Origin of the sequence: Exiguobacterium sp. s59, from assembly GCF_018617475.1 — a bacterium.
Classification (GTDB): domain Bacteria; phylum Bacillota; class Bacilli; order Exiguobacteriales; family Exiguobacteriaceae; genus Exiguobacterium; species Exiguobacterium aestuarii.
This window is the reverse complement of the sequence record NZ_JACSKG010000002.1, coordinates 462,375-489,357: the sequence shown is the minus strand read 5'-3', so window position 1 is coordinate 489,357 and position 26,983 is coordinate 462,375. Positions and strand designations below refer to the sequence as shown.

Below are 26,983 nucleotides of genomic sequence, written 5' to 3'. Positions count from 1 at the left end.
CCAATGGCTCAGTACACCGCAATCGGCCCATACGGCCCTTCGATGATTTCGAGTTTCGTCTCAAAAATATCCGATAAAATCTTTGCGTCCATGATCTCTTCGACCGTCCCGAATGCGGCAATCTGTCCATTTTTCATCGCACAAATTCGATCCGAGTATTTCGCCGCGAAGTTGATGTCGTGAAGTACCGTGACAATCGTCCGACCAAACTCGTCCGCGACGTGGCGCAAATACTCCATCATCTGCACCGAACGGGCAATATCCAAGTTATTGAGCGGCTCATCGAGGAGGACGTATTCCGTCTCCTGACAGAGTACCATCGCCACATAGGCGCGTTGACGCTGCCCACCTGACAATTCGTCGAGATAGCGATTCTCGAGCGCTGTCAAATCGAGGAAGTCGATATATTTCGAGATGATGGCCTCGTCCTCTTTCGTCAATCTCCCTTTTGAATACGGGAATCGACCGAACCCGGCGAGTTGCCGGACCGTGAGCCTTGTCACGAAGTGGTTCTCTTGACGCAGGATCGTGATGATTTTCGCCAAGTCTTTCGACTTCGTGCTTGATACATCCATCCCGGCAACTTGAATCTGTCCCTCGTCTAAGTTGAGCAACCGTCCAATCATCATGAGCGTCGTCGACTTCCCTGCCCCGTTCGGTCCAATGAGTGAAGTGAACCCGGCTTTCGGGATGTCGAGCGTGAGCGGTCCGATGTGGACGTCGTCTGTATACGATTTTTTGACTTGTTCGATTTGAATCATAGCGACCTCTTCCTTAGAATGACGGCCAAGAAGATGAGCCCCCCGAACAGTTCGATGATGACGGAGACGACACTTGGCGTCTGGAATATGTGATACATAAAGAAATACGCGCTCGTCAGGACGAAGAACCCTAGGGCGAACGCCATCGGGAAGACGTATTTATGATCATACGTCGACGCGACCTGATAGCTGAGCGTCGCGACTAAAAATCCGAAGAACGTGAGCGGCCCGATGAGCGCCGTCGACACCGACATGAGGAGTGAAATCAGGACGAGCGTATAGATGACGCTTCTCCTATGGCTTACTCCAAATGTCGTCGCGACATCCTTACCGAGTGCAACGATATTGAGTCGGTTCGAAAACAGGAACAACAGTGTCCCGGCGATGATGACAATCGGAATGACGATCGGAAAATAGGCCACGTCTGCATTCGTCACCGATCCGAACAGTCGTGCCTGCAGAATATCGAACTCTGATGGTGCGAGCATGCGTCGCATGAACGACGACACCGAGTTCAGTCCCGTCCCGATGATAATTCCAATGAGCAACATGAGCTGAAGATTGGCGTATTTCCCCGATAAGAGCCACCCATATAAGAGAAGACTCATCGTCACCATGAGCCCGACTTGTGTCAAGAAGGCGCCAGTTCCCGAGAATCCGATCAACGCCCCCGCTCCGAAGAAGAACACCATGCTCGTCTGGATTGTCGAGTAGAGCGCATCGAATCCGAGAAGCGACGGTGTGATGATCCGATTGTTCGTCACGGAATGAAACGCGACCGTCGCAAGGCTTTGGCACAGTGCCGCAATCAACATCGTCACGATGGCGACGATTCGACGTTCGACGACCGGCACGAATGACGGCGAGTCGATGGAGACCGGATTGTTGTAAAGGAGAAGACCGAGCGCGCACAAGAGTCCCCCGAGAATAAACGTACTTAAAAAGAGCCAGTAGCGCCGCGCCGCTCGTTTTGATTGAAACGCCGAAGCATGACGTTCTTCTGTCAATGCGCCGACTTTCATTTCAACGCCATCTCGTTCAATGACCGTACTCATCGAACCCCTCCCTTTTTACGTTGCCGCAATAAAATCATGATGAAGACGAACGCACCGACCGTTCCAAGAATAAGCGAGACGGGGAGTTCGAACGGCATGATGATCGTCCGTGAGATTAAGTCACTCACGAGAATCGCGCCCATCCCGACAAGACAGACCCATGGCAGATTGCTGCGTAAGTCATCCCCCCGAAACATCGAGACAAGGTTCGGGACGATGAGGCCGAGGAACGGTAAATTCCCGATGACCGTCGCCACGACGCCGACCGACAAGGCGATGAGCCCGGTCGCAATCATCATCAATTGGTTGTAGTTCACACCGAGACTCGTCGCGATGTCTTCCCCGAGCCCGGCGAGCGTCAAGCGGTTCGCCAGTAGAAAGATGAGCACCGTCACGATGATGATGACCCATAAATATTCATAACGTCCGATTTGTACCGAAGCGAATGAGCCGACGAACCAGCCTTCGATCGCCTGACTTGCGCGGAAGAACAGACCGAGGAACGTCGAGATGGCGGAGATGACCGCCCCTAGCATGAGTCCGATAATCGGGACGATGAGTGACGAGCGGAGTTTGACCGAACGTAAGAACCAGAAGAACACCATCGTTCCGATGAACGAAAAGACGATTGCCCCGGTCATGCGCATCATGAGACTCGGTGCGGGAACGAGCAAGTATACGGTAAGTAAGCCCAGCCCTGCCCATTCAAGAGTCCCCGTCGTCGTCGGTTCGACGAGTCGGTTTTGGGTGATGAGCTGCATGACGAGTCCCGCCATCGCCATCGCCGCTCCCGTCAGCATGAGCGCGACCGTACGAGGAACGCGGGTGATCCAAAACATATCGAAGCCGTCTGTCCGTGATAAGTCATATACACCTGTGAAGAGCGACAGCACCGCCAAACCGAGGACGATGATGACGGTGACAACGAACGACTTCGTCCACAATTTAGAAAAGGAGGGCTGAGACATCGTCTCAACCCTTGCTGTCAACGGTTTTTGCATAACGAAACCTTACTTCGTGAGTGCTTCCGCGACACTGTTGAAGAATTCCGAATACGTTTGAATCGATTCGTTCAAGTACGTGTCTTTCGGCGCGTAAACGATTTGGTCTTCTGTCACAGCCGTCGTCTTTTGAAGGGCCGGAGCGTTGTCGATGACGTCCTCTGCCGGCACCGCACCTTCTGCGTCACCAAGTGGTGCATCACGGTCTAGGACGAACAACCAGTCCGGGTTACTTTCGGCGATCGCTTCAACCGATACTTCATCGCCTTCATGGTCGCCTGTCTTCTTCTCGACTTCAAGTGCTGGTACCCATCCGAAGATGTCGTACATCGGTCCGAACACGCGTCCCGTCACTGGTGCTGAGAAACCGATGTCTCCGCCCGATACGATGACGGACATGATTGTGTCTTCTCCGTTATACGCTGCTTTCGCGTCTTCGATTGACTTATCGAGGTCCGCTACGATGGCTTCGGCTTCTGTGTTTTTATCAAAGATTTTTCCGAGCGTGAGTGTCGTGTCTGTCAATCCTTTGACTAAAATCTCACCCGGTGTGCCTGAATCTTCTGGGATTTCGATATCTAAGTCGATGACCGCTGCTTCTGGTACCAACTTTTTGATGTCTTCGTAGTAATCCGCGAAACGTTGACCGACGATGACGACGTCCGGGTCCACTCCCGCAATCGCCTCTAAGTTCGGTTCAAAGTGCATACCGACGTCTGCGATGTCTTTGTCTGATGTGTATGGTGACTCAGCTGGAAGGAGTCCGATTGGTGCCGCCACCAAGTCAATGTCCCACGCTGCTAATGTTTCGAATGTACGGTTATCAAGGGCGACAACTTTCTCCGGATTGACCGGTACCTCGATTGTGCCGTGTGCGTCTGTAATCTCGACTGTCTCTGTTTTTGTTGCACCGTCGACGTTCTCTTCTTGCTTCGTCTCACTTGTTCCGCCACATGCGGCGAGTACGAAGACGAGCAACGTCAACATGAGTGAAAGTTTAAATTTCCCCACTTCATCCATCTCCTCTGTATGTAAGTTTCAATGATCCTCCCACCAAAAACGAGCCATGTTGGTTATGTATGTCTAATATCACGCTCTCGTTATCAGTGATAATGATTATCATTGTCGTTTTCATCAAGTAGCATATCAAACAAAAAAAGGATGTGCAATGCCAAATTGACAAGATTCGGATAGGAAAATTTTTCTTTCTATAAAGAGCACAAAAAAAAAGAAAGTGGAAATTTCCGCTTTCTTAAATCAAATAATAAAGTAGGCCATCTGTAGAATAGTCGAGAACGTCGAGTAACGTGAAGAAGAGCGCAGCAATCAAATAGATGATTCGTTCATCTCGTTCCAAGCGTCTCCACATGAACAGCAGAATCACCAATCCAATTGTTCCAAAAATCAGACAACCAATCAAAAATGGGACTGCTTGAGCCACAAAAGGTAATTTTTTCTCAGTTTCAGTCATGCAACTCATGCCTCCGAAATCCCGTTCGCCAACAGCAACAGGAAAATCCAAATCGAGAGCGGAATCATCAATCCGATTGTCGCTAAAAGCGTGTAAATTTTTATGATTCGATCTTTCGTGAACAGTCCCCAGATCAACGTGGCGAACAATAAGACATCAATCGCAAGATATACCAAGATGACCGGCATCAACTCAAGGTTCGGAAACACCCGTCCGTTCAGCGTGAAGAATGTGATAACCGTCAAGATGAAGAGTCCGAGCGTCGCATATAGTGGTGCAAATCGCTTGTTCATACGAGCATCGCCCGCTTCCGTCTGACCATCTCAAGACAGCGGCGAACACACGTATCGACATAGCCATCGAACTGGTGCGGCAAGAACATTGTGTACGTCCCCTCTTTTGTCATCGCCGCGTCGCGCTCGACTTTTTCAATCAATTCATCGAAATCCGAATGCCCTTTCAATTGTTTGAAATCGAACTCCCCTAGTCGTCTCGACAGGCGGGCATTATAGGCATCAAAATCTGCATAGTAGGCAGCCTGTTTTGACGGGTCCCGGGTGATAACCTCTTTCAACCAACTCTTGTAGAACCCTTGCAACCATATCTCATCCGCGACGAGATGGGCGTAGTAGCCGAGTCGAAAGGAGAAGTCTTCCTCTTTACTGTCAATCCAGTATTGGGAAAGGTCTAAACGACGGGATAAATCATCATGACGTCCTGCGTAATAATGGGATGACTCTTTGTCTGTCGTTGCATCCGGTGCGAGACTTCCTAATAAAAACGCGACTTCATCGATTTCCGACAACTCTAGCAACATCTCGTTCGCGATGACGAGATGCATCAAATGTGAGCCCATGTCATGTCCCCCTTTTCCCTGATTATTCCATCAACCTTCTATCTCGACAACCCCTCGCAAATTTTGATAGACTTACTTTACTGAACGGTCAGTAAAGTAAAGTGAGGTGCTACACGATGAATAAGAAACAATTGTTACTACAGAAGGCTGCCCAAATGATTCGAGAGGACGGGATCAGTCAGTTGTCGCTCGAACGCTTGGCAACGAAAGCAGGCATCACAAAAGCCGGTGTCCTCTATCATTTCGACAGCAAGGCGAACTTGTTGCGTCAGATGAACGGGCTCGCCATCGAGACGTTCGAAGCACGAATCAAGGATCATCTGTCGGAGGGTCCTTATCCGTTCACTCGCGCCTATGCCCTCGCCACGTTAGATGATGTCGACCATGGGGACACGGACCTCATCGCCGTCTTCATCTCCTCACAGGAAGATGCTACGAGCGAGTCGATTTGGAGCAACGTCTCGACCGGTTGGAACGAACGGTTCGCAGCCGACGGACCCGACCAAGATGCGATTTTAAAACTCCGTCTCCTCTGTGACGGCTTTTGGTTCGCCGTTTTGTATGGCTATAGCGAATCGTTCAAAGACCGCGCGGCGGCCCTCATCCGAGAGGCATGTGATGAGTTGATTCAAGGAGGTGCCTGACATGGGATTCACCTATTTAATCGGTGCCATCGCCTCGGAACTGTTCGGGTCGAGCATGTTAAAAGTGAACGCCACTTCGACGAGCCGGCTCCCGATTCTTGGGGTCGCCTTCGGTTACGGGACGGCGTTTTATCTGTTGTCACTCGCTCTCTTCACCATTCCGCTCAGTTTCGCCTATGCGTTTTGGAGCGGTGTGGGGACGGCACTCACGGCAGTGATTGGGTTCGTCGTCTTTCGTGAACCAATCAGTCGTCAAAAAATTGCTGGGATTGGGCTCGTCATCATCGGGCTCGTCTTGATGAAAGTGTGAGGTGAAACGGAATGAAAGCATATCTTTTACTCTTCTTTTCCATCGGATTCGAGGTGCTCGGGACGTCGATGTTGAAATTATCGGACGGATTTACGAATCTGGTGCCAAGCGTCATTCTCTTAATCAGTTTTGCCGCCTCGTTCACCCTCATGGGCATCGTCTTGAAGACAATCCCGCTCAGTATCGCCTATAGCATCTGGGCCGGACTCGGCACGGTGGCGACGGGTCTGATCGGCGTGTTCGTATATGGAGAGGTCCTCTCCGCATTGAACGGGATCGGTTTGTTATTGATTGTCCTTGGGGTCATCGTCATGAATCAACAACGAAAAGAGGTTGTCACATGAACGAGTTGGCATATCATCTTCAAACACTGGAAGAAGCGTTGCTGACGACGGAAGTTCGACAGTCGACGGAGCGCTTACGTGAACTGTTGACCGACGATTTTTTTGAAATCGGCAGCTCAGGACGTGTCCTGTATCAAGACTGGGATCAAACGACACTCCAAATCGATCCGATTGAGGCGGTGTTATCCGAATTCACTATGCATCCGTTGACGGAAGGACACGTTTTGGTGACGTATCGTCTCGTTCAACCGAAACTAAATCGTGTGACACGTCGCAGCTCGATTTGGGTACTCCTGGACGGTCTTTGGAAGATGCGTTTCCATCAAGGAACGGTCGTCCCCTCAGAAGCAACTTGATTGCCGAACGTCCTCACCTTCCGCTACTCTGAAAAGGAATCTAGGCGTGACGAAAGGGGTAGTTTTCACATGAACATTTTGCTCGTCGGGGCAAGCGGTACGGTCGGTCAGGCCGTCGCAAACGAATTGGGGAAAACACATACAATCATCCGGGCTGGGCGTAACGGAGCGGACGTGCAAGTCGACCTCACTTCTGAAGACAGCATCCGTCAGATGTACGAGACAGTCGGTCGCGTCGATGCGGTCATCAGTACGGCGGGCAGCACACATTTCGGTCCACTTTCCGAGATGACGCCGGCAGATAATCAAAAGAGTATCGACAGCAAAATCAAAGGGCAGGTCAACCTCGTCCTTCTCGGGCTCGATTATGTGAACGATGGTGGCAGTTTCACACTGACAAGCGGAATCTTGATGGACGATCCCATTAAAGAAGGCACATCGGCCGCACTCGCGAACGGTGCCATCAAAGGCTTTGTCACCGGAGCGGCGATTGAGATGCCACGGGGCATCCGTATTAACAACGTCAGCCCGAATGTTCTCGTCGAAGCACTCGATTCGTATGGACCGTATTTCCGTGGCTACGCAGCAGTGCCGGGCGAACGAGTCGCCCTCGCCTATGTGAAGAGCGTCGAAGGCGCGCAGACGGGACAAACGTTCGAAGTATATTAACAAAAAGGAGCATCCGCGATGGATGCTCCCTTTTGTTATAATGCTTGAATCATTTCGACCCGATTGCCAAACGGGTCCCGGAACTCGAATCGGTCGAACCCAGGAATCGGGATGCCTTCGGAGTATACAATGTCGTTTTCTGTGAGGGCTACCTTCCAATGACCTAAATCCGTCACAGCATATGCGATATGCGCTTTCGTCTTGTTCCGTTCCACACCGTCCTCTGCGCCGACATGAACGGAACGGTCGCCGACCTGAAGCCAAAACCCGCCACGTCCTTTCAATGACTCCGGCTTCTCGATTTCACGTAGACCGAGAAAGTCACAATAAAACGCCTTCGCCTCTCGTTCCGCTCCAGTTGGAATCGTGAGCTGTACATGATGAATGCCTGTGATCATGCTTCATTTCCCCTTCCGATAGGTCAATCCGATATACTGCATCTTCTCGTTGAACAGGCGTGGATACGCCAAGTAACCAACGAGCGTTGCCGAGATTGAAGCAGTCGTCAAAATTAAGAACAGAATCAAGAGTTGGTACAGCACCGCTTCCATAGGATCGGCCCCACCGATGATGAGACCGCTCATCATTCCCGGTAGCTGGACGAGCCCCATCGTCTTTTGTGCCTCGACGGTCGGGATCATGCTCGTGCGAATCGCATTCTTCAAGCTACGGTCGATGGCCACTTTCGGTGTCCCACCGAGTGAGAGGATGAGTTCGATGACGTCGTCACTCCGCTCAACCTCGTCTTTGAACTTATTCAGGAAGAGGAGCGACAACACCATGCTGTTCCCGATGACCATCCCGCTGATGGGAATGACCTTTTCCGGTTCAAACGGGATGATGCCAAGTCCGAGCATGAGCCCCATCGTCAGTGCTTCGATTGTCACGAGCGTCAAGACGATGATCCACATGATGCCTGGAATCCCGTCCCCTTTCCGTCGGATATTCTGTGTTGCCGCTACAATCATGAGTAAGATCATCAGCAGCATGAAAATCGGACTGTCACTCTCAAAGACGAACGTCAAGATATAGCCGATAATCAACAGTTGAATAATAGAGCGGACGGTCGCGATGATAATATCTCGCTCGAGCCCGAGTCGTAGGACGAGCGTCAAGGCGAGCGGGATAACGACGAATATGAGCGCCGTTGCAAGTTCAATGTATGACATCAATCTTCCCCCCTGACGAATTGTTGGATGACAGGATCATCCGATTCATCGATGAACGATGCGTCCCCATACGCAAGCAGTTCCCCGTCTTTCAAGAACCACATGTCGTCACTCACCCGTCGCGCCTGATCTAAGTCATGGGTGATCCAGATGACGGTCACGCCATACGATTGTTGCAGTTTTCGGATGAGTCGCTCGATTTCTTTCACCGTCCGATAATCGAGACTCGCCGTGATTTCATCGAGCAAGAGCACGTCCGGTTTATTGACGAGCGTACGGGCGATGGCGACCCGACTTCGTTCCCCGCCCGACAATGATTTGACGGGTTGGTCGAGGAGCGCCTCACTCAAATCGACGCGATGAAGCAACTCGGCAGCCCGGTCGCGGTCGAGTGTCTCGTCGAAGATGGCTTTCGGAAGATTCAAGTTGTCGTATACCGTTCCTTGAATCATTGGGGCGCTTTGAAATGCCATCCCGATTTTTTTTCGTAGCTCGAGGATGTCCATCTCCGCGATATCTTCCCCTTTGAATAAAATCGTGCCTGTGTCTGGTGACAGCAATCCGTTGATATGCTTCAGACACGTCGTCTTGCCGGCGCCGCTCGGTCCGACGAACGTCGTGATTCGTCCTTCCCGAAACGTCCCGGACACATGATGCAGGATGTCTTGATGGTTCACATCTTTGAATTCAATAATTGACATACTTCTCTCGCCTCCTGCTTCTAGTGTACAAAAAAGAGAGGATGAGGTGGTCAAGAATGCCGTTTGTAATCGGCTGTCGAGGGGGTGTGAATAATCGGTACTTCGATAAGTAGTTCACTAGTGCACTTGAATGAAAGGATGTGACCCACACATCCACACGTATATGTTTGTCTACGGAAGAAATGGCGGAGGAAGGATCTGAGTCATTTCTTCTTTCAATTCCTCTTTGAATCTATTCATTTCACAATCATTCATGTGAAAGATTAATTCACGCGGTTTCCCCGTCTGGAAACGGAGCATGAACTTATAAAGAACTGCCTCTTCACGTTCAATCATCATTCTAAAAATCGGTTCGACGGGATTGAGAATGAATTTGTTCAGTTCTCCGTCTAACATGAGCGCAATTTGTGAAATCAGATCTTCGTACTCCGATTTCATGAGTAGCGCACCGTAAAAGTGAAAACTCCCTCTTGATTCGATTGATAACGATAATGTTGAAAAAATAAATGGGTCATCTTCCTTTTCTTCATATTTTCGAGGGAAAAGTTCAAAATACAACCCAGCACGCTCTACAATCGCCATTTCTTACACCTTCTTTGCAAGTAGCATCTATGCTAAACAATCTTTGTTATAGTAGGAGCATCAACCGATAGCACTTCAATCACATCATTTGATGTTAGAAAAACATAATGCCCCACTTCAACTATACCTTCATACCGTTTAAGAGACTCTCGGGTAAACCATTCCAGATAACTAGAATTTTTCATTTTGAATAACGTCCAATCCCGTACTCAAGATGTGCATAATGTTTATCTAAATGCTCTAACATTCTGATTCGTGAGCCTTCGTCCGAGTTTCTATAAGAAAGTAAAAGACCATCAAACAGAAATGAATATTTCTGCCCCTCTGTTTCGTCATTTACTATAATTCGCAAAGAATCACCATCATCAATTAATGACTCTTTATACACACGTGCTGGAATAGACTCTAACGGAATCCATTTTTCCTATTCATTCATTTAGCTTCCTCCACTCGCCATCCATTACTTGAATTTATTCTCTTCAATCTTTTGAACGAATTCCTAACCCTAAGAGCAAGAGACCAAAAATTAAAACACTAACAAATGTAGTTACGGTCATATTTTATCACCTTTCGAATTATGTCATCTCTTGCAGCATTCGAGTTATATTTCGTAATCCCTCGTCTGAAAGATGCTTGAAATTCGTACTCATTTCATTGATAAACTTAGTCATCTTAGACCAAAATGAACGTGATTATCGTTTTTAAACATGTTCATTTATGCTTAAACATAGTCATTTCCACTTAAAATGACCATGATTATTTTTGTTACAGGTTAAACCAAAAAGCGCCCGACTGTCTCCATACGAAACAGTCGAGCGCTTTTGTTAGTTATAATTCCGTTCGATGACAAAGCTCGTCTTATCCCCACGGAAGTACGAGCGTGAATATTCGATCGCTCGTCCCGACTCATCTTCTGTCACGGTTTCGATATGGAAACATGGTGACCCGAGTGGGCAGTTGAGGAGCGTACTCACCTTCTCGTCAGCAAGGGCAATCTCCAATGCCTCCGTCGTCTTCGCGACATGGACGTCGTGGACTTCAGCGAGTGTTCGGAAAAGCGAATGCTCCGCCTGTTCTTTCGTGATCCCCGGTGCAATCTTCCACGGGATGAATGAGACCTCATACTGTGTCGGTTCCCCGTCCGCATGACGAATCCGCTCAATTTTTTGAATCGGCGCATTGTCTTCTGCTTCGAATACCGAAGCGATTTGACCGGATGCCGAGATGACGGAGATGTCGATCAACGCGACCTGACCACGCTTTCCTTGAACAGCAAGCTGGGCCGCATAGTTGTTCGGTGTATAAGATAGCGTCTGTTGGACTTTCTTCCCGGCGACGAACGTGCCGCGACCTTGTTGGCGGACTAAATATCCTTCCGTCGTCAACTGATTGAGGGCGCCACGCACCGTCGTTCGGCTCACATCGAACTCCTCGCAAAGCGCGTACTCGGTCGGAAATTTCTCCCCTTCTTTATAATGCCCACTTTTGATGCGGGACAACAATTCATCCTTGATTGCGGTTTGGAGCGTCGATTGCGACATACCTCCATCTCCTTTACGTTAGGTTGGTTCCTTTATTGTGATACAGCAAGCATACAATTGCAAATACAAAAAACTAATTGTATTATTTGTATTTTTTATATTGCCGAAAGTTGTACTATTTGTTATATTTGTTACGACAAAAAGAAATCGCTTTCAAAAGGAGGAGTTGACACCATGGCAGTCAAGGTCGTCATCATCGGCGGTGGGTCTAGTTACACCCCGGAAATCATCGAAGGATTGATTGATCGGCAAGCATCGTTCCCCGTTCGGGAGATCGTGCTCGTCGATATCGAAGAAGGGAGGGAGAAACTAGAGATTGTCGGTCGTCTCGCTCAGCGGATGATCGAGAAGGCCAACGCCGAGATCACACTCAGTTGGACGCTCGACCGAAGAGCCGCACTCGTCGGCGCAGATTTTGTTTCGACACAGATTCGGGTCGGTGGACTCAAGGCACGGGCGCTCGATGAACGCATCCCGCTCAAGCATGGCTTCATCGGACAAGAGACGAACGGCGCAGGTGGATTATTCAAAGCATTCCGTACCATCCCCGTCTTAATCGACTTGGCCAATGAAGTCGCCGAGATTTGTCCGGACGCCTGGCTCGTCAACTTCACCAATCCGGCCGGCATCGTCACCGAGGCCGTACTCAAGCACTCATCTCATAAGAAGGTCATCGGTGTCTGCAACATCCCGTTCAACATGCGGAACTCGGTCGCAGAGATTCTCGAGACGCCGGTCGAACGAGTCGCGATTGAATTTATCGGATTGAACCATTTCGTCTTCGGTCGTCACGTCTGGGTCGACGGCGTGGATCGGACAGGTGACGTCCTTGCTTCGCTCAACGCAGGCAACGATTACTCGCCAGCGAACATCGTCGGTCTCGGATGGAGCGAATCGTTCCTATCGTCACTCGGCATGTTACCGAACCCGTATCACCAGTACTATTTCCAGACAAAAGACGTGTTGAAAAAAGATCTCGAGGCGTACGAACAAAACGGCACCCGTGCCGAAGTCGTCCAACAAGTCGAGGCGCAGTTGTTCGAGAAATACAAAGACGTCGACCTCGCCGTCAAACCGGAAGAGCTTGAAAAACGCGGAGGCGCCTACTATTCAGACGCCGCCTGCAATTTGATGGACTCGATTCACAACGACCGTGGCGACATCCAGACGGTCAACACGCTCAACAACGGAACGATTCGAGACTTACCAGACGACGCGGTCATCGAAGTGAACGCCGTCATCACGAAGTCTGGCCCTCGTCCGATCTCAATCGGGGCATTACCGCTCCCGATTCGTGGACTCATCACGAACTTAAAAACGTTTGAACAGCTCGCCATTCAGGCGGCTGTATCCGGTTCTTACGAGGACGCCTACCTTGCCTGCCTCATGAATCCGCTCATCCAAGACGAGAAACGGATCGACCCGCTTCTCAAGGAGCTGTTCACAGCGCACGAGGCGTACCTACCCCAATTTCAGAAGGAGGTCTATTCATGAACAAGTTTATTGAAATCGCGGGACGTATCGGGTCCCAAAGGCACTTAGTCGCCATCCGTGACGGGTTCGTCTCCGTCATGCCACTCATCATCGTCGGGTCGCTCGCTGTCCTCATCAACAACTTCCCTGCTGTCAACATCGGCAGTATCTCGCTCGATTTCGTCGGCTCGATGAACAACATGTTCGGCGAAGGAAATTGGCAAGGACTTGGCGGAAGCATCTGGAACGCTTCATTCGCTATACTCGGACTGCTGATTGCATTCTCCATCGGGTATAACTTGGCCCGTTCGTATGGGATTGATGGACTTGCGGCAGGGATTTTGTCGCTCGCCTCATACATCATGCTCGTACCGGTCACTGCCGACTGGGGTCTTAACTTTGCATGGCTCGGTGCCCAAGGGCTCTTCGTCGCCATCATCGTCTCGATTGCCGTTACGGAAATGTTCCGCTATCTCATCAATACGAAATTGACAATCAAGATGCCAGAAGGAGTACCAGGTGGGGTCACACGTTCGTTCCAAGCGCTCATCCCATCGATGATTATCTTGACAGTCGTTGCAGGATTCCAGCTTTTCATGACGCTCGTCGTCGAGCTCAGTGTCTTTGAAGTCATCTTCAAGGCGATTCAACAACCGCTCCAAGGATTCGGAGATTCACTCCCAGCTGCCCTTGTCATCGCGTTCTTAAATCACATCCTTTGGTTCTTTGGGCTTCACGGGACGAACATCATCGGTTCGGTCATCGAACCGGTCTATCTCCCGCTCATCGAACAGAACTTGGCGGCATTCCAAGCGGGAACGTCAGCGTTTGATGTGCCGTATACAGTCACAAAACCGTTCTTGGATGCATTCGTCTTCATGGGTGGATCGGGTACGACATTCGCGCTCTTGCTCGCGATCTTCATCGTCGTGCGGAAGCAACGGAATCACCCATATCACCAAGTGGCAAAACTCTCGACACCAGCCAGTCTCTTTAACATCAACGAACCGGTCATCTTCGGTCTTCCAATCGTCTTGAACCCGATCATGCTCGTACCGTTCATTTTAGTACCGGTCACGCTCACGATTATCTCGTATGTCGCCCTCTCGACAGGTATGGTTCCGAAGACGGTCGCCATCGTTCCTTGGACGACGCCACCAATCATCAGCGGATATTTGGTCACTGGCGGTAGCGTCCGTGGTGTCTTGCTTCAAATCGTCAACTTGTCGATTGCGACTGCGATGTATATCCCATTCGTCATGGCAGGAGCAAGAGCGATGACAGCCGAAATCAACAAAAACAAAGCTGCAACTGAGGAAGGAGAAAAGATTTCGTGAAAACCGAAACGATTCAAGAACTCTCATTTATGATTATTTTGCACGCTGGGAATGCCCGTTCGTCGGCATTCGAAGCCATCGCTGCTGCAAAACGCGGTGAAGCGGACGAGGCGACAGCCAAATTAAAAGAGGCCGATGCGGCTTTTCTAGACGCACATAAATTACAGACGGAACTGTTACAAGAAGAGGCACGGGGGACGACGAGCGATATGAGCGTCCTCCTCGTCCACGCTCAAGACCACCTTATGACGGCGATGACGGTGAAAGAACTCGCTGTCGAAATGATTGACATGATCACCCGTTTGAATCGATTGGAGGAAACAACATGAACATCTTACTCGTCTGCTCGGCAGGTATGTCGACATCAATCTTAGTGGAAAAAATGCGGAAAGAAGCTGCGAACCGCGGAATCGACGCGTCCATTGATGCCATCCCCGAGTCTCGTTTGAAAGAACAGACGAACGTCGACGTCATCTTGATCGGACCACAAGTTCGTTACCTTGAAGGGAAGATCAAATCGTCCGTCGACGTACCGGTCGCGGTCATCGATAATATGGCGTACGGGATGATGAAAGGTGACCTCGTCCTTGACCAGGCACTCGGTCTCGTCAATGCCTAAGACGTTCGTCTTGGTCAACGCCGATGATTTCGGATTGACGACAGGTGTGAACGCCGGCACCTTGGAGAGTCATCTGAATGGAATCGTGAATTCGGCGACGATGATCATGAACGGGTATGCCGTCGAGGAAGCCGTTCAACTCGCGAAACAGCATCCGTCGCTTCGCGTCGGTGTCCATCTCGTCTTGTCCTGGGGCAAACCGCTCGCCGACACGAGTGCGCCCCTTACAAAAGAAGACGGCACGTTCCGCTACACAAGCCGTTTCTTGAAGGAAACACCACCTGATCCAGAGCTCGTCTATCTCGAGTGGAAAGCTCAAATCGAGACGTTTCTCGCGACAGGTCTCCCGCTCGACCACCTCGACAGTCATCACCACGTTCACGGCTGGCCGGTCCTGCATGACGTCATCATTCGTCTCGCCGAAGAATATGACACGACGTTTCGGGCCTTAACGACGCTCGGGTCGCGCCGAGACTTGTGGGTGACCGAACGGTTCAGTGATCAATTTTACGCAGACGGTGTCTCCCATGCGACGCTTGATGCCATCGAACCTGGAGGGTCCATCGAAGTGATGGTCCATCCGGCCGACATCGACGATGATCTTCCGAGCATCACCTCTTATCTTGTGCCACGCCTCCTCGAAAAACAGGTGTTGGTCGACTATCAACGCCCCGATTGGTGGGCATGACAAAAGCGGGTTCCCTTTCACGGGGACCCGCTTTTTCATAGGTCAAACACTCGTTGTATCTGTGTAGCCGTCTCTTCCGGACTTAAATGGGTGTTGTCGATGCGGAGATAATGCTCGACGTCCAATTCTCCCGGACGAGAGTTCAAGCGATACATCGTCGCTGTCTGTTTCAGTTCCGCCTCGGACCAGGCGATGTCCCGCTTCGACGGTTTATGGGTGAGGCGGTTCTCCGTCGTATTGCGCGCGAGCCGTTCTTCCATCTCCGCCTCGAGCTCGACGTAGTAAATGTCCGCCCCATTTGATTCGAACAAGCCCGTCACGTTTTTCACGTAGTTCCAATCTTCCTGCATATCGAACGCCCAGACGAACGTGAAAATCATACCAGGCAAATCACTTTTCGCGACCGACTCGAACAGCTCTTGACGAAACAATTGGACGAGTCGTTTCCCTTCTGCCGTGCCGTAATTAAAGAACGGTCCAACGAGATCGATCGTCATATGGTTATGGAATAACTTGAGCCCGGTCCGGTCGGCGAGTGCCTGTCCGACGGTCATTTTACCGACGGCTTGCGGACCGAATAAGATGATGAACTTCATTGAATCTCCCCCTGAGCTTAATCATTTTGTTCATCATACTAAAGGTGATATAGAAAATCATGCGATTGACCAAATTTTCCACGGAATGATCGAAAAGAATCATTTGACCGACCGATCAATTGGGTGTTTCGACGATTTACGCAACCGATACAGCTTTTGAAGATTAAGAAATGTGACTTTTAACACGGCGTAGAAAGGAACAGCAAGCAACATACCGACAATACCGGCTAATCGACCTGCGACGAGTAAGACCAAGGTGATCGTGATGGGATGGACCCGTAACGACTTTCCTTGTACAAGAGGAGAGATGACATTGGCATCGAGCTGCTGGATGATGGTAATCGCGATGATGACATAGATCGCTTTGACCGGTTCATCGATGAACGCGATCAAGACAGCTGGAGCGGCCCCGAGGAAAGGACCGAAATAAGGAATAATATTCGTAGCAAAAATAAAGATTCCGAGCGGTAAGAAGAACGGGACATCGAGTAACCAGAGCGCGATCGTCGCAAAGAAACCGACGAACGTACAGACAATCAACTGGGCCCGAACGTAACGTTTGATTGTTTGGTGCATATCCCGAAGAATTTGCCGAGCGTCTTGTTCGTAGGCTTCTGGAATCCAGCGTACAATCGCACTCGCCAGTTTCCCACCATCAATCAGCATAAATACATATAAAAACAAAGCGATAAACAGAGTGAATAATCCCGAAATGATAAACGCAAGGACACGACCGAGTGAACCGGCGACATTCCCGATGACCATTCCCACCGTATCCGTCAATTGACGAATCCACGTATCAATCGAGGTTTTGTTTTGATTGATATATTCCTGGAACCAGGCATACCCTTCTAAATTTCTATAGAGACTGACAAGTTGGCGATAACTCGCTTCCGCCACTCGAGGAAAGGCATCGAGTAATGCGAAGAGTTGTCGGGTAATGATGGGACCGAGCGTAATGACAAATAAGACTATGGTGAGCAGCAACAAAAGGAGAACGATAAGAATCGCGAACGACCGACGTTTTAACTTCACCTCTAACCAATCAACGAAACCGACAGTGAGATAGAACAGAACGCCCGCAATGAGAAATGGGGTCAATACCGTAGCGAAGAAGATTCCAAGTGGATAAAAGATAAATTCGACTTGCTTCAACATAAAAATAATCGTGAGAACGAGCAACACCCAAATCCCATTACGGAAAGCAGGTGTGAGCCAGAAGGGTTGCATAACATGCCTCCTTTCGTCCGAAGTATACCTATTTTTTCCCCATTTTCAAAAAAACAGTCCCTTACAATTTTTTATAAAAACACCCTCCTAAAATATTTGTTTACCTCTTTCCAATTGAAGGAATAAGCATAACATCGAACTTTTTAGAAAGAAGGTGCCCCCGTGACTTGTCCCCACTGCGGAAAGAAGACACGATCGAAAACGGTCTGTCCGACGTGTGGCCGCCGCTCACGTCGCACGATTTGGTTTCTCGCCGCCCCGCTCGCCATTGCACTCATCGCCTTTGCCACCTTTATTGGAAACGCCTATTTCACGGATATGTTGCGTTCGACCGACTCGCTCGCCGACCAGGTCGACTTACCGATTGGTGAGGATACGGTTTCTGCTGACGAAGCAACGACCGTCGACTTCGATACGTTACAAGACAGCCTCTTTACCGTCAGTTACGGGACCGGATTTTTGGTCAGTTCCCGTGATGTCGTCACGGCGGCCTCGAACGTAGCCGGCTTGACGAACATCATCATGTACCATGACGGACAGGCCGTCTCCGGAACAGTCGTCGGTCGTACGAGTTTAATTGCCGTCATTCGGATCGAAGAAACAGACAGCACACCGTTCTTGCTGACGCAAGCCATCGCCGCAGAAGATGAAACTCTCATGACACTGACCATGAAGGAACGCATTAATGGTACGGTCACATTCGCAGAGAACGGCTACATCCGAAACTTTGAATTGCCACGTCATGCGTATGGCAGTCCGCTCCTTTCAGCATCCGGTCGGGTCGTCGCGATTCATTTACGAGGGATTGCCTTACCGACCGCTTTGTTCGAACGAGATCTCCGCACGTTGATCGATTCAGACGTAGCCGCACCACCGCCGGTCGAACTCGCACCGGTCGAGCCGATCCGACCTGATTTGACAGAAGAACCAGTCGTCATTCCGGAAACTCCAAGCGTTCCAGAGACGCAGCCCGAACTACCGCCAGCAACTGAACCGGAAGCACCTGCTGAAGAGAATGTCGAGGAAGAGGTGGTGGAAGAAGAGACCGAACCGACTACGCCTGAGGTGACACCTGAAAAACCAACAGAACCACCTACTGAACCCGAAACCCCGGTAGACCCTCCTGAAACGGAAGAGCCGATTGAGGATGACCCTCCGGTGACAGAACCAGAAGTTCCTACTGAACCAGAGGAACCGGTCGAGCCTGAGGAGCCAGTTGAACCGGAGGAACCGACCACGCTTGAACCAGATGGTGAAGAGGACTCTATGGTCGAGGACGATCCGGTCACAGAAGAAGATGTGGTGGAAGAAGAAAATGTTGAAGAAAACGACACAAGCACACCATCCGAGTGATGGTGTGCTTGTCATTTGTCTCGCGTAAATCGTCGTTGTAGATTACCGAGCACCGCTCCGAGTCCGAGTAAGAGGATTGATAACGCCCAAAACGGCAACGCGTCCTGCAATAACCAGACGACGAGGGCACTGAATCCAATCACGGCTCCGAGCCACAAAAAGTTACGTTGTCCCATATGGTTCACCTCGTCCTCATCATAACACATCGATGCGATGCGCCGTTGTCTGCGGCGGCAGAGATCGCGTTACCCGTTCATCGTGCTCGACTCTTACATATTGACCGACGAGAAGCGGTGTTTCTTCAGGAAATGGTTCCTCTAAATGAAACACGATGCCGTCGAATGGTTCTGCCTCTCGTGACGGAGCGACACGAATCTTTTTTTCCATCACTTCTGCGATATAACCCGTGAACGTCGCCATGTCATCCCCTCCTTTTCATTCCTTATTCTTTATTTCCCGTTTTTTGAAAAGATGCTACTCCCACGTTTCGAGAACAAGTATAATAAAGCCACACCTATATTCGTGAGGAGGAGATCACATGACACACACCATCGATTTACACAGCCCAGACTTCCAACGCACCTTTCTTGAGATGATGCTCCTCGCAGAATTAACAGACGCGTATAACACAGAAGCGATTACGGCACTTGCGACACGTGGCGAGACGGCTTTCCCAGAAGATCCATTCTTTCCCGCCATGCGCGCCTACCCGTATATTCGTGAAGGGAACACCGCAAAGGCAAAGGAGTGGCTCGATCGAGCAAGTGAACGAGGTGACCATTTCATCCTTCACATGCTGAACGGGATCGTCAGCGAAGATACGGGTTTCACGTTCGAGGCGGAGCAACATTTCCTCCGTGGCGTCGAGCGCTATCCTGACGTTCCGCTCATGCATCGTGCCATCGCCATTCATTACTTCGAGCGGAAATTCTACGGAGAGGCCGGCCTTCACGTCATGCATTACGTCCGCCTTGCCGGACTCGGACCGGATACCGTCCCGATGCTTCTCGAGTTTTTCCAAGTATACGATGACATCCCGATTGAGATGGTGGACGAATTGATGAAAACGGCGAGCGGCTATTTAACGGCCAATCCGCATGACCCACATGCCCATTCTCTATATGCCGCCATTTGCAGTCAACGTTTCGCTTCCCTCTCCGTCGCACTTGAAGACGAAGACCCGCTCACCGAAGAGATGATTTGGATGCTCCTCGAAGTCGAGAACCACGGGATGTGGAGTGCCACATATGACCGCAGTGAAGACCGGACGTTCCGCCATATGTTTGCCGACTATGTCAACAACGTCATTCTCCCGAACACCTCGCAGTTTTATGTATTGCGCCTCCGGATCCGTTACTGGACACGCCGCCTGACGCACCGTTTCACAGGCGGCTACACCGTCCCGATGCCACAAAAAAATCACGCCTAGATGGCGTGATTTTTTAGGTTATCCAGCGTACGGCTTAATCGGTCCACGTAAACTGAACGAATAGTCCTCTGGGTCGACAATCCCGACGACTTCATCCCCTTCGAGAAGGTCATATAAGAACTCAGCCATCTCCCGGGCCGTATGATACTTCGCCACGTTCTCACTATAATTGAATCCTTCCGTGTCACGTGCCCGGTCGGCGAAGCTCGTCTCCGTCGCCGCTGGTGCGAGCACTTTCGCCCGAAGCTTCGCGCCACTATTCATCAATTCTTGTGCGAGACCTTCCGTATAAGCACTCACGTAAAACTTCGTCGCACAATACGTGACCGAATTCGGCACGATGCGATAGCCACCGACAGACGACACGTTCAAGAGCTGTGCTCCTTCGACATCGTGGTAGTCGCGGACGTATAGGCTCGACAAGACTGTGAGCGCCTCAATGTTCAGGCGAATCATATTCTCAATCTTGCCTAAATCGACATCTTTGATGAGGTCTGCGTCTCCGAACCCGGCATTGTTGATCCACGTCTCGATATCGAGGTCAGCGAGTGATTCATATAGACCATATACGTTCTCACTGTATGAGAGGTCCGTCGATTTGATGATGACGTCACTTTCTGACGAGATCGACTTGATTTCGTCTCGCAACGATTCGAGCTCATCTTTTCGTCTCGCGACGAGGACGAGTGACTTCCCTTTTTCAGCGAGCAGCTTCGCTGTCTCATAGCCAATTCCTGAACTTGCTCCTGTAATGACGGTATATTTCATGTAATCCACTCCCTTTTTTTCGTTTACTCTGTTCTCATTTCCCTACTTTTTATCTTATGAATCGTCTCGATCTGAATGAAAAAACCCTGACTCCGAAGAGACAGGATTTCCTTCACATCATGTCGTGAACCTTCCAATTAACGTCTGTAAGTCGCTCGTCATATTTCCGAGTGACTCGGCGACGCCGTTCAATTCTTGAATCATCGCAAGTTGTGCGTCAGCCGTTTCTCCGACCGAACGCATCTTTTCGGCCATCGCTTCACTATCTTGTGACATGTGAAGAGAGGATGTCGCAACTTGCTTCGTCGTCTTCGCAATCTCGTTTGACGCGATGCGGATGTGTGATGTGTTATCGACCGATGTCTCAAGTTGACGGACAATCTGTTCGAACGCACGTGTCGCTTGTTCAAGCAGCTGTGAATTCGTCTCGACACGCTTCGCACTGACGACATGTTGGTCAAGGACGGCATTCGACTGCGCTTGAATCGACTCGATTAGCCCAGCGATTTGTGTCGCCGACTGTTTCGATTGCTCCGCTAGTTTACGTACTTCTTCTGCGACGACTGCGAATCCTTTTCCTTGTTCGCCGGCACGTGCCGCTTCGATGGCTGCATTCAGCGCCAACAAGTTCGTTTGGTCGGTGATTGACTGGATGACTTCTGTGATGAGGGCGATCTCATCCGACTGTTGTTTCAAGGCCGAAATCGATTCCCCCGTGAGACGTGTCTCCCGCTCAAGCGCACGCACTTCGTCTTTCGCCTGCATCATCGTCGCTCCGCCTTCTTCGGCGAGTTTCAAACTTTGGGACACATCATCATCAATCGAACCGATTGAACCGGCGATTTTACCGACACCTTCGTCGGCAGCTGCCACAGCGCGGGCTGAGCCACTCGCTTCTTTTGCCTGGGCAACCGTCTCTTCCACAACCCGATCGATGAGGCGAGTCGTCTCTTCCGTCTGGGACGCCATCTCTTCTGTACTCGCATACAGTTCTTCTGACTGCGCCGTGATTTCTTGTGCGTTTTGCGTGACACGGTCGATCAATTCGCGTAAGTTCTCTTTCATACGGTTGAAGCCAGTCATCAATTGTCCGATTTCATCTTGTGTGAGTGCTTCGAGGTCTGCACGTGTCAAATCACCTTCTGCGACCACGGCCACTTCTTTCGCTAAAAAGCGTAACGGAGCCGTCACCATTCGACTGATGGCATATCCTGCCCCCACCATCAACACAACACTCACGATGGCGATGACAATTGAATACAAGAAAGCACGCTCGCCCGCCTGTTGGAGTTTGGTTTGCATCGCCAACATGTCTTTCTCCGTTTCGGCTTGAAGCGTCTCTCCTGTCGACGAGATCGACTTCGTGACGTCCGGCATGAGACGGAGCGTCAAGCGGTCGATTGCCTCTTGGTCATTCTCATCGATCGCGGTGATTGCTTGTGTCGCGAGCGCATCGTATCCGGTCGCATATTCCAGCAATGCTTCAAACTCGTTCCGTTCAGCTTCATTGTCTGCCAATCCAATCAATGATTCGATGGCCGTTTTCTTTTCTTCTCCACCTTGGATGATTTGTTGTTTGCGTTCATCATCCTGAACCAAGACATAGCCACGAACCCCATATGCTTGACGTACCATTCCGAGCGCCAAATCGTCCGCCGCTTTCATTTTCATGACATCGTTTGAGATCATCTGCTCATACTGACTCGTCATGCGTTCGAGCGTCCATAGATTGTATCCCATCCCGACGAACGTCAAGATGAGGAGCAATCCGATGCTCGCCATGATTTTTTTGGACAACGTCCATTTGTTGAATACTGTTTTCACGACTTACGAGGAGTCTTCTCCTCTTCCACCTCTTTTTCTCTTTTTGTTTATGTACTGCCTTTTCTATATCGGACATCACACCCTAATTTGTACCAACAATTTGAAATTCATAAATGCATTGACCTACCTTTCGAAAAGACAGCAAAAAAAGAACCAGACGTATGCCTGGTTCCGAGAACGACTTATAGTTTAAATTGAGCGACACGATTCGATAGTTCGCTCGCACGTTTTTCCGTCTCACTCATCTTCGCCTGGACGTCATTGAAGCGTTCGACCGAAAGTTGAACTTTCTCTGAAATCGACTGCGTTCCGTCCGCGCCCTCTGTCACGGTCGTCGCCACTTCTTGGATGACGCCGAGAATGTTGTCGGTCATATGTCGGAGTTGAAGTGCATTGCCTTCGAACGTTTTCGCCGTCTCCCCGAACACCGTTGCATCTTGTTCATATTGCGTCGCGGCCTCTTCGAGACGATCGTAGTCGGCCATGACTTTCGTGTTCAAGAATGTCAGCATGTCAGCCGAACTTGTGTTGAGGCGCTCGACCGAATCGATAACCGTGTTCGATACGTCACGAATCTCGTTGACCGTCTGACGTGAGTTTTCCGCAAGCTTACGAATTTCAGAAGCGACGACCGCAAATCCACGACCTGCTTCACCTGCTCTTGCTGCTTCAATCGATGCGTTCAATGCGAGCAAGTTCGTCTGGTCGGCAATGGCGAGAATGGCCGTCGTCAAGACGCGAATCTCTTCGACAGACTGTGCTCCCTTGATCGCTTCCGCGAGTTCAACCTGTTTTTTCTCGATAATCGTCACAGCCTCCGTCTTCGAGACGACAGCCTGTTCGCGCATCTCGTGAGCTCGTGTCTCGACACGTGTCGCCGTTTCGGCACTATCGTTGGATAAGTCGACGATGGAATCGATCGAGCTACCCATCTCGGTCGTTGAGGCGCTCATCTCTTGCGAAGAAGCTGCCGTTTCTTCCATACCAGCTGTCAATTCTTCCACCGTCCCGGACGTCTCTTCCATATAGTGACTGAGTCGCGTCACTTCGGCAGATACGTCTTTTGAAGAGGACAGAACGACTTTTGCCGTCTCGTCAACATCAATCATAATCTCACGGAGTGTCCCGAGGAACGTGTTGAACGAGCGACTGACTCGGGCGATCTCATCGTTCGACGTCACCGGGATTGTCATCGTCAAATCGCCACCTTGTGTCGCGAGTTCATCGAATCGTGTCTGTAGCGTCCGCATCGGTCGGATAATCGAGCGTAACAAACTAAGTCCGAGAAATAATAGAATAACCACGGCTCCGACCGTCACGGCCACGAGCGCCATGAGTGACTGCATGAATTCACGCTCCATGTCCTGTCCGACACGTTGCGATCCTTCTGAGTTATAGTCGACTAGGTCTGCTAACTTTTGTGTAAAGTTATCATACGTCGCTTGCGACTGGGCATCGTAGTACGAACGAGCCATGCCTGTGTTTCCGGTCGAGCTGAACGTCAACATGTTGTCTGAGACACGCTGATACATTTCCCATTGACGTGAAAAGTTTTGGAAGAGCTCTTTATCGATTTCGCCTGTCGCTGTTTTTTCATACTTCGGCGCAATCGTATTGATTTCATCCCGAATCTCTTTCATCTGCGTCATCAATTCTTCTTTTTGCGTCGCATCCTCTGTCACGATGTGATCGAGTTCAAGGGTGCGATAGTTCGCTGCGAGCGTGTTGAGTTCATGGGCATAGTCGAGCCCTTTGTTCCAGTTGTTGACGATATCGTCCGCTTGGCGGTTCGCGTCGTTCATCGAAAGTAATGCATACCCACCGACGCCAATGACCATGACGAGTGAGATGATGACGAGTCCCCACAATTTTTGACGAATCGTCAAGTTCTTGCCAACGTTTGCCCCGAAAGATGTCGTGCGTTCACGCTTCTCTCCGCGTTTTCGTTTGAGTGTCGGTTTCAACGTCCATGTCGGTTTTCGTTTGATCCGACTGAGTGTCTTAGACCAGATTGATTTCCATGCCATCTATGTATTCCCCTCTCAATCATGCAGTGTTTTCTATACTATCGACAATTTTCTGAAAATAGTGAAGAGGATTGACCAAACTTAAAAAAGGCGACTCCAATTGCAAGAGTCGCCAGACGCTAGATTATTTCGCACTCAATACCGTCTGCGTGCCTTCAATCATTTTGATTTCCGTCCATTCCATCACGTTTTTCGCGAGTGGATCGTTGGTGACCATGAAGTCAGCCAATGCTTCGATTTTTTGTGAGTCGACGGGTTGCTTCACGTTATTGAGACGGAAACGAACGACCTTATGGAATGCGTCTAAAAATGAGATTTCAAGTTTTGTGTCAGTCATGGGTTATGTCCTCCTTAGGGTATGGGTTAGACTAAATCGTATTCGCGGATGATGCCGAGGTCTGCGTCTTCTTGAATCACTAAATCGATTAAAAGACGACCGAACGCGTTGACCGTATCGGCTGTGAGGTCGGCACGGACTGGACCGAACCGTTGTGCTTTTTTCGTTGGTTTTGCCGTTTCAATGTCGTGGTGTGTCGTCAAGACGAGTGTCGCTTTCTTTTCCGTTAAGACAGCCATAGGGGGATGGCTCCTTTCAATGGGGGATTAGGTTTCTGATAAGGTCGAATCATCCATGCGCTCGAGGAGCTGGATCATCCGATCGAGCTTCGTCTCGATTCGATGAAGTAAATAGAGCGAAACGACGATCGGGAACCCGAGATTCGAGATGAGTTCGGGCCAACTCATGTGGCCACCTGCTCATCATGCCGAATGTCGGTGCCGGTACGAGTGAGGTTCTGCATAAGTCCTCCGTGTTAATACACGATTGATTCTTTAGCGACGACGTAATTGACGGATTCGACATCGATGAGTGCCGTCAGTAAATCTCCGAACTGCCGCATCAACGTCTCATCCATCTGACCGCCGAGCGGTCCGTAGCGAACGAGCTGCTTCTTCTCTTTCCCATCCACGAGTCGACGAGTGTCCAAATAAAACATCGTCGCCACTTCTTCGTAAGTTGCCATCTGTCTCAGCTCCTTCGCCCTTATTAACCGTCGAGGAGATGAATATGCTCAATCTATTTTCAAGTTGAAATCAAGACAAAAGTCCCATATTTTCTGAATATTTATTCATTTTTCAAATATTTACTGCGACGCTTGAGTTTTGATACCAATTAGGGTATCTTAATGTTCGACAGACATCGTTCAAAATTACGCCAAAAGTCCCATGAATCATTTCCCCACTTTGAAAAAACTGTAAGTTAAAATCTTGTAAATGGGGTACGATACGTAAGAAGACATTTTGAAATGACCAGTCAGTCTTGAAGAAGGAGATCCATCATATGAACAGCTTAGACCTCGCACGTACTACTTCTATTCCTTCCGCTCAACACGACTTCGACCAGGCCGACCTGACGTTTTCAGCGACCGAATGGGATACATACCGACCGGAACAAGGAAAACCAATCTCGTATCAAGAGCAACACTTGATTGTCTATCCGCTCAAAGAATTGAGCCGTGCCTTTAGTGTGGCCGGCATTCCACGCAGCCAACAACAGTTGATCAAATGGGAGACAGATGGCGTATTGCCAGCCACCCCATTCACGTTCGGCCGGAAGCGATTCTATACGGAAAATCAGATTCGTACCATTGTCGACATCGCATTGGAATGCGGATTGCGTCCACGAACACATGTCAAAAAGACAAACTTTTCTGAATTGGCGCATCATGAATTAACGTACATATTACAACTCGAATTGAACGCTTATGAAGCGCCTGTCATCTGAGCAGACAAAAGCCATCCGCCATGATGCTCATGACGAATGGCTTTATTTGTTACCAATTTTGAGTGATCGGATCTGGTACGTCCTCGCGGGAGACTTCGTCATACGACGTGACGGTGTCCCCGTCCTTAACGTATAAGCGCAAATACGCACCTTCTCGAAGTTCTTTTCCTGCGGTAAACGTGACTTCTTTCGACTCCCCTTCTGACGTATACGCGGGTTGCGTATACACGTACCGTTTCATCACATCCCCATTTTCAAGTGTCGTCTCCTCCACATCACTCGGTGTTTGGACTTCCACAAACAAGGTGTCTTTCCCAAATCGATTCCAATCCACTTGCAACACAACTGCAAGGAGTAGGATGGCAAGTACTCCCATTCCAATCCATTTCTTCATTT

At 49.9% G+C, this 26,983-nt stretch carries 37 protein-coding genes; 13 read left to right on the top strand and 24 right to left on the bottom strand.

Going from position 1 to position 26,983, the window contains the following annotated elements; all coding sequences use genetic code 11:
* Positions 1-8 precede the first annotated feature (8 nt).
* The 7 genes from KNO91_RS05810 to KNO91_RS05780 form a co-directional block, all read right to left on the bottom strand.
* Positions 9-761 carry an iron ABC transporter ATP-binding protein gene (locus tag KNO91_RS05810; RefSeq protein ID WP_214816900.1) on the bottom strand — a complete coding sequence of 251 codons (753 nt, stop codon included), beginning with the start codon at positions 759-761 and terminating at the stop codon, positions 9-11.
* Positions 758-1,816: an iron chelate uptake ABC transporter family permease subunit gene (locus KNO91_RS05805; protein WP_214816899.1), complete on the bottom strand. Its 1,059-nt coding sequence runs from the start codon at positions 1,814-1,816 to the stop codon at positions 758-760. The genes KNO91_RS05810 and KNO91_RS05805 overlap by 4 nt, the downstream gene beginning before the upstream one ends.
* A complete protein-coding gene (locus tag KNO91_RS05800; RefSeq protein WP_214784237.1) occupies positions 1,813-2,817 on the bottom strand; it encodes an ABC transporter permease in 1,005 nt (334 codons plus the stop codon). Before KNO91_RS05800 ends, KNO91_RS05805 begins: the two co-directional genes overlap by 4 nt.
* A 9-nt stretch (positions 2,818-2,826) precedes the next feature.
* A complete protein-coding gene (locus KNO91_RS05795; RefSeq protein WP_214816897.1) occupies positions 2,827-3,837 on the bottom strand; it encodes a siderophore ABC transporter substrate-binding protein in 1,011 nt (336 codons plus the stop codon).
* A gap of 232 nt (positions 3,838-4,069) precedes the next feature.
* Positions 4,070-4,288, bottom strand: coding sequence for a hypothetical protein (locus KNO91_RS05790; protein WP_214816895.1), 219 nt, complete (start codon positions 4,286-4,288; stop codon positions 4,070-4,072).
* Between the two features lie 5 nt (positions 4,289-4,293).
* Positions 4,294-4,581, bottom strand: a complete 288-nt coding sequence (locus KNO91_RS05785) for a hypothetical protein (protein ID WP_214816893.1) — start codon at positions 4,579-4,581, stop codon at positions 4,294-4,296.
* Entirely contained in the window at positions 4,578-5,144 is a 567-nt protein-coding gene (locus tag KNO91_RS05780) for a zinc dependent phospholipase C family protein (RefSeq protein WP_214816891.1), read from the bottom strand. Before KNO91_RS05780 ends, KNO91_RS05785 begins: the two co-directional genes overlap by 4 nt.
* A gap of 116 nt (positions 5,145-5,260) precedes the next feature.
* Here KNO91_RS05780 and KNO91_RS05775 point away from each other — a divergent pair, with 116 nt between their 5' ends.
* The 5 genes from KNO91_RS05775 to KNO91_RS05755 all read left to right on the top strand — a co-directional run bounded on the left by KNO91_RS05775 (position 5,261) and on the right by KNO91_RS05755 (position 7,467).
* Positions 5,261-5,788: a TetR/AcrR family transcriptional regulator gene (locus tag KNO91_RS05775; protein ID WP_214816889.1), complete on the top strand. Its 528-nt coding sequence runs from the start codon at positions 5,261-5,263 to the stop codon at positions 5,786-5,788.
* A gap of 1 nt (position 5,789) precedes the next feature.
* Positions 5,790-6,098, top strand: a complete 309-nt coding sequence (locus KNO91_RS05770) for a DMT family transporter (RefSeq protein WP_214816887.1) — start codon at positions 5,790-5,792, stop codon at positions 6,096-6,098.
* Positions 6,099-6,109: 11 nt separating this feature from the next.
* Positions 6,110-6,442: a DMT family transporter gene (locus tag KNO91_RS05765; RefSeq protein ID WP_214816884.1), complete on the top strand. Its 333-nt coding sequence runs from the start codon at positions 6,110-6,112 to the stop codon at positions 6,440-6,442.
* Entirely contained in the window at positions 6,439-6,798 is a 360-nt protein-coding gene (locus KNO91_RS05760) for a nuclear transport factor 2 family protein (RefSeq protein WP_214816881.1), read from the top strand. Before KNO91_RS05765 ends, KNO91_RS05760 begins: the two co-directional genes overlap by 4 nt.
* 69 nt (positions 6,799-6,867) lie before the next feature.
* The gene (locus tag KNO91_RS05755) at positions 6,868-7,467 is read left to right on the top strand and encodes a short chain dehydrogenase (RefSeq protein WP_214816879.1); all 600 of its coding nucleotides are present in this window, start codon (positions 6,868-6,870) and stop codon (positions 7,465-7,467) included.
* A gap of 35 nt (positions 7,468-7,502) precedes the next feature.
* On the opposite strand, the gene KNO91_RS05750 is transcribed toward KNO91_RS05755, so the two are convergent.
* The 5 genes from KNO91_RS05750 to KNO91_RS05730 all read right to left on the bottom strand — a co-directional run bounded on the left by KNO91_RS05750 (position 7,503) and on the right by KNO91_RS05730 (position 11,460).
* Complete coding sequence (locus KNO91_RS05750; protein ID WP_214816877.1) at positions 7,503-7,865, bottom strand: VOC family protein; 363 nt, start codon at positions 7,863-7,865, stop codon at positions 7,503-7,505.
* A 3-nt stretch (positions 7,866-7,868) separates the two neighbouring features.
* Positions 7,869-8,636: an ABC transporter permease gene (locus KNO91_RS05745; protein WP_074035973.1), complete on the bottom strand. Its 768-nt coding sequence runs from the start codon at positions 8,634-8,636 to the stop codon at positions 7,869-7,871.
* A complete protein-coding gene (locus KNO91_RS05740) occupies positions 8,636-9,337 on the bottom strand; it encodes an ABC transporter ATP-binding protein (RefSeq protein ID WP_214816875.1) in 702 nt (233 codons plus the stop codon). Before KNO91_RS05740 ends, KNO91_RS05745 begins: the two co-directional genes overlap by 1 nt.
* A gap of 171 nt (positions 9,338-9,508) precedes the next feature.
* Positions 9,509-9,919 carry a WapI family immunity protein gene (locus KNO91_RS05735; protein ID WP_214816873.1) on the bottom strand — a complete coding sequence of 137 codons (411 nt, stop codon included), beginning with the start codon at positions 9,917-9,919 and terminating at the stop codon, positions 9,509-9,511.
* Between the two features lie 824 nt (positions 9,920-10,743).
* The gene (locus KNO91_RS05730) at positions 10,744-11,460 is read right to left on the bottom strand and encodes a GntR family transcriptional regulator (RefSeq protein ID WP_214694104.1); all 717 of its coding nucleotides are present in this window, start codon (positions 11,458-11,460) and stop codon (positions 10,744-10,746) included.
* A gap of 174 nt (positions 11,461-11,634) precedes the next feature.
* Between KNO91_RS05730 and KNO91_RS05725 the strand changes: the two genes are divergently transcribed.
* Genes KNO91_RS05725 through KNO91_RS05705 form a run of 5 tightly spaced genes read left to right on the top strand, consistent with a single transcriptional unit; the run spans position 11,635 to position 15,577 of the window.
* Complete coding sequence (locus KNO91_RS05725) at positions 11,635-12,954, top strand: 6-phospho-beta-glucosidase (protein WP_214816871.1); 1,320 nt, start codon at positions 11,635-11,637, stop codon at positions 12,952-12,954.
* On the top strand, positions 12,951-14,270 hold the full coding sequence (locus KNO91_RS05720; RefSeq protein WP_214816869.1) for a PTS sugar transporter subunit IIC: 1,320 nt from the start codon (positions 12,951-12,953) through the stop codon (positions 14,268-14,270). The genes KNO91_RS05725 and KNO91_RS05720 overlap by 4 nt, the downstream gene beginning before the upstream one ends.
* A complete protein-coding gene (locus KNO91_RS05715; RefSeq protein WP_026825238.1) occupies positions 14,267-14,599 on the top strand; it encodes a PTS sugar transporter subunit IIA in 333 nt (110 codons plus the stop codon). The genes KNO91_RS05720 and KNO91_RS05715 overlap by 4 nt, the downstream gene beginning before the upstream one ends.
* The gene (locus KNO91_RS05710) at positions 14,596-14,889 is read left to right on the top strand and encodes a PTS sugar transporter subunit IIB (protein WP_214694114.1); all 294 of its coding nucleotides are present in this window, start codon (positions 14,596-14,598) and stop codon (positions 14,887-14,889) included. Before KNO91_RS05715 ends, KNO91_RS05710 begins: the two co-directional genes overlap by 4 nt.
* Positions 14,882-15,577, top strand: a complete 696-nt coding sequence (locus KNO91_RS05705) for a carbohydrate deacetylase (protein WP_214816866.1) — start codon at positions 14,882-14,884, stop codon at positions 15,575-15,577. The genes KNO91_RS05710 and KNO91_RS05705 overlap by 8 nt, the downstream gene beginning before the upstream one ends.
* Before the next feature lie 35 nt (positions 15,578-15,612).
* On the opposite strand, the gene KNO91_RS05700 is transcribed toward KNO91_RS05705, so the two are convergent.
* The gene (locus KNO91_RS05700; protein ID WP_214816864.1) at positions 15,613-16,173 is read right to left on the bottom strand and encodes an AAA family ATPase; all 561 of its coding nucleotides are present in this window, start codon (positions 16,171-16,173) and stop codon (positions 15,613-15,615) included.
* 99 nt (positions 16,174-16,272) lie between these two features.
* Positions 16,273-17,403, bottom strand: coding sequence for an AI-2E family transporter (locus KNO91_RS05695; RefSeq protein ID WP_214816861.1), 1,131 nt, complete (start codon positions 17,401-17,403; stop codon positions 16,273-16,275).
* A gap of 162 nt (positions 17,404-17,565) precedes the next feature.
* Here KNO91_RS05695 and KNO91_RS05690 point away from each other — a divergent pair, with 162 nt between their 5' ends.
* Complete coding sequence (locus KNO91_RS05690; protein WP_214816858.1) at positions 17,566-18,756, top strand: S1 family serine peptidase; 1,191 nt, start codon at positions 17,566-17,568, stop codon at positions 18,754-18,756.
* An 11-nt stretch (positions 18,757-18,767) separates the two neighbouring features.
* On the opposite strand, the gene KNO91_RS05685 is transcribed toward KNO91_RS05690, so the two are convergent.
* Positions 18,768-18,932 carry a hypothetical protein gene (locus KNO91_RS05685; protein WP_214816856.1) on the bottom strand — a complete coding sequence of 55 codons (165 nt, stop codon included), beginning with the start codon at positions 18,930-18,932 and terminating at the stop codon, positions 18,768-18,770.
* A 19-nt stretch (positions 18,933-18,951) separates the two neighbouring features.
* On the bottom strand, positions 18,952-19,176 hold the full coding sequence (locus tag KNO91_RS05680) for a YobA family protein (protein WP_214816853.1): 225 nt from the start codon (positions 19,174-19,176) through the stop codon (positions 18,952-18,954).
* Positions 19,177-19,294: 118 nt separating this feature from the next.
* On the opposite strand from KNO91_RS05680, the gene KNO91_RS05675 reads away from it, so the two are divergent.
* Positions 19,295-20,185: a tetratricopeptide repeat protein gene (locus KNO91_RS05675; protein ID WP_214816850.1), complete on the top strand. Its 891-nt coding sequence runs from the start codon at positions 19,295-19,297 to the stop codon at positions 20,183-20,185.
* 18 nt (positions 20,186-20,203) lie between these two features.
* Here KNO91_RS05675 and KNO91_RS05670 read toward each other — a convergent pair whose 3' ends face one another.
* The 7 genes from KNO91_RS05670 to KNO91_RS05640 form a co-directional block, all read right to left on the bottom strand.
* A complete protein-coding gene (locus KNO91_RS05670; protein ID WP_214816847.1) occupies positions 20,204-20,953 on the bottom strand; it encodes an SDR family NAD(P)-dependent oxidoreductase in 750 nt (249 codons plus the stop codon).
* Between the two features lie 117 nt (positions 20,954-21,070).
* Positions 21,071-22,777: a methyl-accepting chemotaxis protein gene (locus tag KNO91_RS05665; protein WP_371816639.1), complete on the bottom strand. Its 1,707-nt coding sequence runs from the start codon at positions 22,775-22,777 to the stop codon at positions 21,071-21,073.
* A 182-nt stretch (positions 22,778-22,959) separates the two neighbouring features.
* A complete protein-coding gene (locus KNO91_RS05660; protein WP_214816844.1) occupies positions 22,960-24,804 on the bottom strand; it encodes a methyl-accepting chemotaxis protein in 1,845 nt (614 codons plus the stop codon).
* Between the two features lie 124 nt (positions 24,805-24,928).
* A complete protein-coding gene (locus KNO91_RS05655) occupies positions 24,929-25,141 on the bottom strand; it encodes a DUF2922 family protein (protein WP_214816841.1) in 213 nt (70 codons plus the stop codon).
* A gap of 26 nt (positions 25,142-25,167) precedes the next feature.
* The gene (locus tag KNO91_RS05650; RefSeq protein WP_074036277.1) at positions 25,168-25,380 is read right to left on the bottom strand and encodes a hypothetical protein; all 213 of its coding nucleotides are present in this window, start codon (positions 25,378-25,380) and stop codon (positions 25,168-25,170) included.
* A gap of 27 nt (positions 25,381-25,407) precedes the next feature.
* Positions 25,408-25,548 (bottom strand): YvrJ family protein, encoded by a 141-nt coding sequence (locus tag KNO91_RS05645; protein ID WP_214694127.1) that lies wholly within the window; start codon positions 25,546-25,548, stop codon positions 25,408-25,410.
* Between the two features lie 68 nt (positions 25,549-25,616).
* Positions 25,617-25,826: a hypothetical protein gene (locus KNO91_RS05640; RefSeq protein ID WP_214744297.1), complete on the bottom strand. Its 210-nt coding sequence runs from the start codon at positions 25,824-25,826 to the stop codon at positions 25,617-25,619.
* Positions 25,827-26,143: 317 nt separating this feature from the next.
* On the opposite strand from KNO91_RS05640, the gene KNO91_RS05635 reads away from it, so the two are divergent.
* Positions 26,144-26,587 carry a MerR family transcriptional regulator gene (locus KNO91_RS05635; protein WP_214816838.1) on the top strand — a complete coding sequence of 148 codons (444 nt, stop codon included), beginning with the start codon at positions 26,144-26,146 and terminating at the stop codon, positions 26,585-26,587.
* 49 nt (positions 26,588-26,636) lie between these two features.
* Here KNO91_RS05635 and KNO91_RS05630 read toward each other — a convergent pair whose 3' ends face one another.
* Positions 26,637-26,981, bottom strand: a complete 345-nt coding sequence (locus tag KNO91_RS05630) for a YxeA family protein (protein WP_214816836.1) — start codon at positions 26,979-26,981, stop codon at positions 26,637-26,639.
* Positions 26,982-26,983: the final 2 nt, after the last annotated feature.